This window comes from Arenimonas malthae CC-JY-1 (genome assembly GCF_000747075.1).
Taxonomy (GTDB): Bacteria; Pseudomonadota; Gammaproteobacteria; order Xanthomonadales; family Xanthomonadaceae; genus Arenimonas; species Arenimonas malthae.
In genome coordinates this window covers 1-8445 of the sequence record NZ_AVCH01000035.1, presented here as the reverse complement: position 1 = coordinate 8445, position 8445 = coordinate 1, and the positions used below count along the sequence as shown (strand labels likewise).

Here is an 8445-nt window from a genome sequence, read left to right as displayed (position 1 = left end):
CTGGCCGCCCGGCTGGCCGAGGCCAAGGCCCGGGCCGTCGCCGAGCGGCACCCCGGCGCCTGGGTGATCGGTTCGGACCAGGTCGCCGACCTCGGCGGCCAGCCGCTCGGCAAACCCGGCGGCCGCGAGGCGGCCTTCGCCCAGCTGCGCGCCGCCTCCGGCCGCGAAGTGCGCTTCCATACGGCCTTTTGCCTGTTTTCGGCGGCGCAGGGGCGCGCATACGCCGGCACCGACCTGACCACGGTGCATTTCCGCCCCCTGCGCGACGACGAAATCCACCGCTACCTCGACGCCGAACAGCCCTACGACTGCGCCGGCAGCTTCAAGTGCGAAGGCCTGGGCATCACGCTGTTCGAAGCCATCGACAACCGCGACCCGACCGCACTGGTCGGCCTGCCGCTGATCGCGCTCGCCCGCGCGCTGCGCAGCGCGGGTTACGCCCTGCCCTGATCACTCGACCACGAGCACCTGCTCCGGCCAGCGTTCGACGCTGCCGTCGGCGCCGTGCAGCACGAGCCCCAGCCAGCGCCGGCCGGGCGCGCGCGACGAAAGATCGACGCGGGCCCGGAACCCGAAGCCGTTGCCCGCCTCCGCCGGCAGGCCCCAGTACTGCGCGACATGCGGCATGGCGTGTCCGTGTTCCGCCACCGCGACCACCTCGCCATCGAGCGTCACTTCGACCCGCGCGAACGCGCCGCCCTGCTTGAACGCCCAGCCGGCCACGTCCACCTGCCCGCTCGCGCCGGTGCCCGGCAAGGGCGTATCCACCCAGGCCATTGCAGGCAGCACGCATTCGCCGGGCGCCGGCAGCACGAATCGCAGGAAACGCTTGCGGCCGTGGTCGACGCTGAGGACACGGGGAGGCGGCAGGCCGCCACTGCCGGCGCAGAGTTCGCGGTAGGCCTGCAGGCGCTGCTTCAGCGGGCGCGCCGTGTCTTCGACGACCAGCAGCACCGGGCCGCCGCCGGCCTCGCGCGGCGCGTCCAGCAGCAAGCCCCAGTCGGCGAGCTGCACGGCGCGCCCGTGCTTGGCATTGAGCGGGTGGTCGAGCACGCGCACGTCGCCCCGGTCGAGTCCGAAAACCAGCTGCGCGCCGAGCATGAAGTTGTCGGCCACCAGCGTTGTTCCCGCTGGCAGGGCCGCCAGGTCGTCGCGCACCGCGTCGGCCACTTCGTGCCAGCCACTGAAATTGTCGGCATAGGCGGGGCCGCCTGCCAGCAGGGTGCGCCCCTCCGGCTGTGCCAGCAGCGCGAGGTAGCCGAACAATGCGAGCAGCCCGACGAACGCGCTGGCATTCAGCGCGCGTCGCGCCCACGGCCGCCAACGCGCCAGCACGGGCGGCGCCAGCGCGCACAGCGCCAGCCAGCCGGCCAGCGGCCAATGGAAGGTGACGCGCTCGGCGTCGGCGAAAAAGCCCAGCAGGAAGAAACCCGGCACCGCCACGAAGCCCAGCCCCGCCATGAAACCCCAGGCCGGGACCTTGCGGTCGCGGCGGCGCAACCACGCCGCACCCAGCGCCTGCAGCAGCAGGAGCATGAGCAGCGGCGTCACCAGCAGCGCCTGCACCAGCGGCCACCACAGGCCGCGCGCCTGCGGCTGCCACGGATGGCGGTCGACGAACTGGAAGCCCAGGCCCGCGCCGGCATGGGCGAGGTTCCAGGCCAGGGTGGGCCACCACGCCGCCGCGCCCACGGCCAGCGCCAGCCACAGCCCGGGACGGCGCAGCAGCGCGCGCCCGGCGGGCGTGCAAAGCAGGCCGACCGCGCCCGCCAGCACCACCAGTGCGAAGCGGTAATGCGCGAACGCCCCCAGCGCCAGCCCGAACGCCAGCTGCAGCGCCGCGCCGTGCGAATAGCGCCGCAGCATCGTCGCGAAGGCATCCAGGCACAGCAGGGCCGCCAGCAGCATCGGCACGTCGGGCAAGGCCAGCTGGCCCATCGCGCCGCCCAGCGGCAGCAGCAGCGCCAGCAGGCCCGCCTGCCAGCCCGCGGCCTGGCCGAACCAGCGCGCGGCGATGCGCACCACCAGCCAGGGCAAGGCCGCGCCCATCAGCAGGAAGGGCAGGCGCAGCGCCAGCGCGTGCTGGCCGCCGAGTTCCGTGCCCAGGCGCGCGAGCCAGGCCGTGAGCCCCGGCAGGTCGGAATAGGCCCAGGCCAGCCGCCGGCTTTCGAGCGCGTAGAACGCCTCGTCGCCGAACAGCGGCAGCGTCGCCGCCAGCGCCAGCTTCGCCGCCAGCAGCAGCGACCACAGCACGAGGAAATTCACGCGCGGCGAACCCGCCCGCGTGCCAGCATCGACCAAGGTATCCTTCCTGAAAATCACGCCGGGACGCTCGCATGCACGCGCAGGCCAAAGACGCCGACATCCTACCCGAGCGCACGCGCGCGGCCCTCGGCGACGCCGTCGCCCAGGTCAACCAGCTGGTGCTGGGCAAGCCCAACGAGGTGCGGCTGGCCTTCACCACCCTGCTCGCCGGCGGCCACCTGCTGATCGAAGACCTGCCGGGCCTGGGCAAGACCACGCTGGCGCGCGCCATGGCCGCCAGCCTGGGCCTCGACTTCCAGCGCATGCAGTTCACCTCCGACCTGCTGCCCTCGGACATCATCGGCGTCTCCATCTTCGACCAGACCGCGCGCGAGTTCCGCTTCCACCCCGGCCCGGTGTTCACGCAGCTGCTGCTGGCCGACGAAATCAACCGCGCGCCGCCGCGCACCCAGAGCGCGCTGCTGGAAGCCATGGCCGAGCACCAGGTGACCGTGGACGGCGTCACCCACACGCTGCCTCAGCCCTTCTTCGTGGTGGCCACCCAGAACCCGGTGGACCTGGCCGGCACCTTCCCGCTGCCCGATTCGCAGATGGACCGCTTCCTGCTGCGCCTGCACCTGGGCTACCCCGACGCCGGCGCCGAACGCGAAATGCTGGCCGGCGCCGACCGCCGCGACCTCATTGCCGGCAGCCTGCCGCGGCTGAGCAGCCAGGACGTGCTGGCGCTGCGCGAGGCCGTGGGCCGCGTGCACGCCAGCGAGGCCCTGGTGGCCTACGTGCAGGCGCTGCTGCAGGAAAGCCGCCGCCACCCGGGCGTGCAGGTGGGCCTGTCGCCGCGCGCCGGCCTGGGCCTGCTGCGCGGCGCGCGCGCGCTGGCCCTGCTCGAGGGCCGCACGCATGCGCTGCCCGAAGACGTGCAGGCGCTGTTCGCCGCCGTCGCGGCGCACCGCCTGGTGCCCGAATCGGAGGCCGATGGCCGCGACGCCTTGGCCGGCCGCATCCTGCGCGCGGTGGCCGTGGACTGATCCGGTGGCGCGCGCGCCCGGCCTGGTCGAACGCGGCATCGAGCAGCTGTCGAAGCTGCCCATGGTGCGGCCGCGCGCGGTCGAAACCCTGCCGGTGCACATCGACCGCCGGCGCATCTACGTGCTGCCCACCGGCTTCGGGCTGTTCCTTGCCCTGATGCTGGGCACCATGGTCATCGGCGGCCTGAACTACAACAACAACCCGGCGCTGCTGCTGGCCTTCGTGGTCATCGCGGTGGCGCACAACAGCCTGGTGCAGGCCCACCTCGCGCTTTCGGGACTGCGCCTGGTGGCGCTGCACGCCGAGCCCGTGCACGCCGGTCAGCCCATGGCGGTGCGGGTGGCCTTCGAAGCCACCGGGCAGCGCGCCCGCCCCGGCCTCGAGCTGCGCGCCGGCGAAGAGGAAGGTTTCCTCGACCTCGCGCCCGGCGAGCGCGGCGAAGTGGTGCTGCGCCTGGCCACCCACCAGCGTGGCTGGCTCGACCCCGGCCGGCTGCGCATTTCCACCGTGCGGCCGCTGGGCCTCGCCCGCGCCTGGAGCTGGCTGCTGCCACGGGCGCGGCTGCTCGTGTATCCCGCGCCTGAAGCGGAATCGGTGCCGCTGCCCGACCAGGGCGGCGACAGCACCTCGCGCCGAACCCGCGCCCAGGGCGAACAGCCGCACCACCTGCGCGAATACCGGCCCGGCGACTCGCGCAAGCAGATCGCCTGGAAACCGTCTGCGCGCTCCGAACGCCTGCTGGTGCGCGAATACGAAGCGAGCGCGCCGCGCGAGCTCGAGCTGGACTGGGAAAGCCTGGGCGCCCTCGCCCACGAGGCGCGCATCCGCCGCCTCACGCGCTGGGTGATCGACGCCGACCGCCTCGGCCACCGCTACCGCCTGCGCCTGCCCAACGCCGTGCTCGGCCCCGGGCGCGGGCCGGAACACCGCCACGCCTGCCTGCGCGCACTGGCGCTGATGCCGCATGGCTGAGCCGCTGCCCACCCCGCTGCGCCGCTGGTGCATGGCCGCCGCCGCGGCCTGCCTGCTGCCGCTGCTGCTGCAGCTGCCGCCCGGGCTGGCCCTGGCCCTGGCGGCGATGGCGGCCACCGGCTACTTGTTCGAGCGGCGCTGGCCCGCGGCGCTGCGCCTGCTGCTGGTGCTGCTGGTCGCCGGCTACCTGCTGCTGACCTTTGGCTTCAACCTCGGCCGGGACACCGGCACCGCCCTGCTGGCCGCGCTGCTGGCGATCAAGCCCGGCGAAACCCACGGCGCGCGCGATGCGCGCAGCCTGCTGGGCTTCTCCCTGTTCGCACCCTTCGCGGCCTTCCTGCAGGACCAGGGCCCGCTGACGATGGCGCTCACCGTGCTCGCCGTGGCCATGCTGCTGGTGGCGCTGGCCATGCTGGCCGAACAGCGCCCGGGCGCCGCCGCGCCGAAGCTCGACCGCCCGCGTTTCACCCAGGTCGGCCTGGCCATCGCGGTGGCGCTGCCGCTGGCGCTGGCCGGGTTCTGGCTGTTCCCGCGGCTGGCGACGCCGCTGTGGGGCATGCCGGAAAACGTGCTGGGCCGCAGCGGCCTCAACGACCGCATGACGCCGGACGAATGGGTGGAACTGTTCGCCGACGACACCCCCGCGCTGCGCGTGCGCTTCGAGGGCCCGGCGCCGCGCCGGCAGGACCTGTACTGGCGCGCGCAGGTGCTGTGGGACTTCGACGGCCAGACCTGGACCCGGGACATGGGTGCCTACTCCCGCGCCGCGCCGGTGCCGCGCGCCCGTTCGGCGGAGCTGCGCTACGAAGTGGCGCTGGAGCCCACCGACCGCCGCTACCTGGTCGTGCTCGACACGCCGCTGGAAGCGCCCGGCGGCGGCCGCCTCGCCAGCGACGCCAGCGTGGTGGCCGACGCCCCGGTGAGCCGGATGATCAAGTACACCGGCCGCTCCGCCATCGACGCCACGCTGGAAGCCGAACTGGCGCCGGAAGCACGGCGGCTCGCCCTGCAACTGCCTCCCGGGCTCAACCCGCGCACCGTCGCGCTGGGCCGCCAGTGGAGCGCCGAGAGCGGCGGCGACGACGTGGCCGTGGTGCGCCGTGCCCTGGCCTGGATCGGCGAGGACTTCAGCTACAGCCTCACGGTGCCGCCGACCGGGCTCAACGCGGTGGACGATTTCCTGTTCGAGACCCAGGTGGGCTTCTGCCAGCACTACAGCTCGGCTTTCGCGGTGCTGATGCGCGCCGCCGGCATCCCCACCCGGGTGGTGCTGGGTTACGCCGGCGGCTACCGCAATCCCTATGGCGACTACTGGTCGGTGCGCCGCATGGACGCGCATGCCTGGAACGAGGTGTGGCTCGAAGGCCGCGGCTGGACCCGGGTGGACCCGACGGCGGCGGTGGCGCCGGTGCGCATCCTCGACACCGTCGAAGACCGCGCCCGCAGCGAGGCCCTGCTGCCGGAAACCTTCACCCCGGTGCGCGACTTCGCCGATTGGGCCCGGCGCAGCTGGAACGAGATGGTGCTGACGTTCGACGCCGAACGGCAGGCGCGCCTGTTCCGCCCCCTGGGCATCGACCAGGCCAGCGCCGGCCAGCTCGGCCTGGCCTTCGCGCTGGGTGCCGGCGGCGTGATGGCGCTGACGCTCTGGTACCTGATGCGCGGCCAGCCGGGCAGCCGCGACCCGGTGGTGGCGGCCTGGCTGGGCTTCACCCGGCGGATGCGCCGGGCCGGCTTCGAAAAGCCGCCTTCCGAGCCGCCGCTGGCCTATGCCGCACGCCTGTCCGCGGCGTTGCCCGGGCAGGCGGAAACGCTGGAATCACTCAGCCGGCGTTATGCCGCCCATCGCTACGCTCGAGGGCAGTTGCCGGCGGAGGCGCGCGCGCGGCTTATCGCCGACCTGCGCGCCTTCCGTCCCGTAAAATCGCACCGACCCAACGGAGAGTCGCCATGAACCGCCTGTCGTCCCGCGCCCTGCCCGTGTTCGCCGCGCTGCTGCTGGCCGGCTGCGTCACCACCCCGAAACCGCTGCAGGGCACGTACGCGCCGCTGCAGCCGGCCGACGTCGCCCGCTCCGGCGCCACCGGCGACATGGTGCGCTGGGGTGGCCGCATCGTGCGGGTGGATCCGCTGGCGTCGCAGAGCTGCTTCGAGATCGTCGGCGTGCGACTCGGCCCCGACGGCCGGCCGCAGGAGCGCGACCAGAGCGAAGGCCGCTTCATCGCCTGCCGCGGCGGTTTCTACGACCCGGAAGTGTTCCAGCCGGGCCGCGAGATCACCATCACCGGCACCGTCACCGGCTTCGAGGACCGCAAGGTCGGCGACTACGACTACCGCTACCCGAGCGTCGCGGCCGAGGTGATCTACCTCTGGCCCGAGCGCAAGGACGTGGACGTGGTGGTCGAGCGCTACCCCGCCTGGTGGTGGTGAACCGCCCTCAGCCGGGCGGCCAGTGCATGGCCCGCCCGGCCAGCAGGTGCAGGTGGATGTGGAACACGGTCTGGCCGCCGTCGGCGTTGCAGTTCATCACCACGCGGTAGCCGCTGTCGGCGAAGCCCTCGCGCTTCGCATAGGCCGCCGCGGCCAGGGCCAGGCGGCCCACCAGCGCTTCGTCGCCGGGCTGCAGCTCGTTGAGCGTGGCCACCGGGCGCTTGGGGATGAACAGCACGTGCACCGGCGCCTGCGGGTTGATGTCGCGGAAGGCCAGCACGTGCTCGTCTTCGTAGACGATGTCGGCGGGGATCTCGCGGGCGATGATCTTGGCGAACAGGGTGGACATCGGGCGCCTCGTCAGGAAGGAATTTCAGTGCGGGAACCGAAGGCATGCGCCAGCGTGCCGCGGTCGACGTATTCCAGTTCGCCGCCCAGCGGCACGCCATGCGCCAGGCGGCTGGGCGTGACGCCGGCCTGCCGCGCCAGCTGCGCCAGGTAATGCGCGGTGGCCTCGCCTTCGACGGTGGGGTTGGTGGCGATGATCAGCTCGCGCACCTCGCCGCCGGCCAGGCGCGCCGCCAGCTTGTCCAGGCCCAGCTCGCGCGGCCCGATGCCGTCGAGCGGCGACAGCCGCCCCTGCAGCACGAAATACAGCCCGCGGTAGCCCGTGGCCGTCTCGATGGCCAGCCGGTCGGCCGGCGTCTCGATGGCGCAAAGCTGGGCACGGTCGCGGGAGGCGCTGGCGCACAGCGGGCACAGCGGCGTTTCGCTGAAGTCGCGGCAGCTTTCGCAGTGGCCCACTTTCTCCACCGCCTCCGCCAGGGCCGCGGCCAGGCGCAGGCCGCCCTCGCGGTCGCGTTCGAGCAGGTGGTAGGCCATGCGCTGCGCCGACTTCTGGCCGACGCCGGGCAGGCAGCGCAGGGCCTCGATCAGCTGGGACAGCAGCGGCGAGGCGCTCACGGAAGGCTCAGAACAGGCCGGGGATCTTCATGCCCGGCGGGATCGGCATGCCGGCGGTGGCGGCGGACATGCGCTTCTGGCTTTCCTCGTTGGCCTTGTTCACGGCGTCGTTGAAGGCGGCCGCGACCAGGTCCTCGAGCATTTCCTGGTCGGCCAGCACCGAGGGGTCGATGCGCACGCTGCGGCACTCCATCTTGCCGGTCAGGGTGACCTTGACCATGCCGCCGCCGGACTGGCCCTGCACCTCGACGTTGGCCAGCTCTTCCTGGGCCTTCTTGAGGTTGTCCTGCATGCGCTGGGCCTGCTGCATGAGTTGGGCGATGTTGCCTCGCATGGTGTTTTCCTTCGTGTCAGTGGTCGTCGAGCGGACGGATGGAATCGGGGACGACGGTGGCGCCCTGGCTGACCAGCTGGCTCACCACCGGGTCGGAGAGGAAATCGGCCTCGGCGCCGGCCTGGCGCTCGCCGCGCTGGCGTTCGGTGCGCGCGTGCAGGGTTTCGGAACCGGACGCCTTGGCCGATTCGAAGCGGATCTGCGGCGCGGCGCCGAGCGGGCCGGCGAGCGCGCTGGCCAGCTGGCGCACCAGCGCCTCGCTGCGCAGGTGGTCGAAGCTGTCGGGCAGCGACAGCGCCAGCAGGCCGTCGGCGTAACCGCAGAAGGCGCAGTGGGCGGCCAGTTCGCGCACCGGCCCGCGCAGGCCGGCGTTGGCGACCAGGGCCAGCCAGTCTTCGGCACTGGCGAGCACGCCGGAGGCGACGGCCGGACGCGGCGCGGCGGCGGGCGACGGC

General features: G+C 73.2%; 10 protein-coding genes. 5 read left to right on the top strand and 5 right to left on the bottom strand.

The features are described 5' to 3' along the window. A partial coding sequence (locus tag N790_RS02895) for a Maf family protein (protein WP_043800475.1) occupies positions 1-450 on the top strand: 450 nt, incomplete at its 5' end. On the opposite strand, the gene N790_RS02890 is transcribed toward N790_RS02895, so the two are convergent. Further along, a complete protein-coding gene (locus tag N790_RS02890) occupies positions 451-2265 on the bottom strand; it encodes an ArnT family glycosyltransferase (RefSeq protein ID WP_043800473.1) in 1815 nt (604 codons plus the stop codon). Positions 2266-2336: 71 nt separating this feature from the next. On the opposite strand from N790_RS02890, the gene N790_RS02885 reads away from it, so the two are divergent. From N790_RS02885 to N790_RS02870, 4 genes are all read left to right on the top strand, one after another. Continuing rightward, a complete protein-coding gene (locus tag N790_RS02885; protein WP_043800471.1) occupies positions 2337-3290 on the top strand; it encodes an AAA family ATPase in 954 nt (317 codons plus the stop codon). Between the two features lie 61 nt (positions 3291-3351). Then, the gene (locus tag N790_RS02880; RefSeq protein ID WP_052385643.1) at positions 3352-4263 is read left to right on the top strand and encodes a DUF58 domain-containing protein; all 912 of its coding nucleotides are present in this window, start codon (positions 3352-3354) and stop codon (positions 4261-4263) included. Continuing rightward, positions 4256-6217, top strand: coding sequence for a transglutaminase TgpA family protein (locus tag N790_RS02875; RefSeq protein ID WP_052385641.1), 1962 nt, complete (start codon positions 4256-4258; stop codon positions 6215-6217). The genes N790_RS02880 and N790_RS02875 overlap by 8 nt, the downstream gene beginning before the upstream one ends. A 5-nt stretch (positions 6218-6222) precedes the next feature. Beyond that, positions 6223-6693, top strand: coding sequence for a Slp family lipoprotein (locus N790_RS02870; protein ID WP_052385642.1), 471 nt, complete (start codon positions 6223-6225; stop codon positions 6691-6693). Positions 6694-6700: 7 nt separating this feature from the next. Here N790_RS02870 and N790_RS02865 read toward each other — a convergent pair whose 3' ends face one another. The 4 genes from N790_RS02865 to N790_RS02850 all read right to left on the bottom strand — a co-directional run. Further along, a complete protein-coding gene (locus N790_RS02865; RefSeq protein ID WP_043800469.1) occupies positions 6701-7042 on the bottom strand; it encodes a histidine triad nucleotide-binding protein in 342 nt (113 codons plus the stop codon). Positions 7043-7053: 11 nt separating this feature from the next. Continuing rightward, positions 7054-7656, bottom strand: coding sequence for a recombination mediator RecR (gene recR / locus N790_RS02860; protein WP_043800466.1), 603 nt, complete (start codon positions 7654-7656; stop codon positions 7054-7056). Between the two features lie 7 nt (positions 7657-7663). Continuing rightward, positions 7664-7990 carry a YbaB/EbfC family nucleoid-associated protein gene (locus N790_RS02855; RefSeq protein ID WP_043800464.1) on the bottom strand — a complete coding sequence of 109 codons (327 nt, stop codon included), beginning with the start codon at positions 7988-7990 and terminating at the stop codon, positions 7664-7666. 16 nt (positions 7991-8006) lie between these two features. Further along, a partial coding sequence (locus tag N790_RS02850) for a hypothetical protein (RefSeq protein WP_084062565.1) occupies positions 8007-8445 on the bottom strand: 439 nt, incomplete at its 5' end.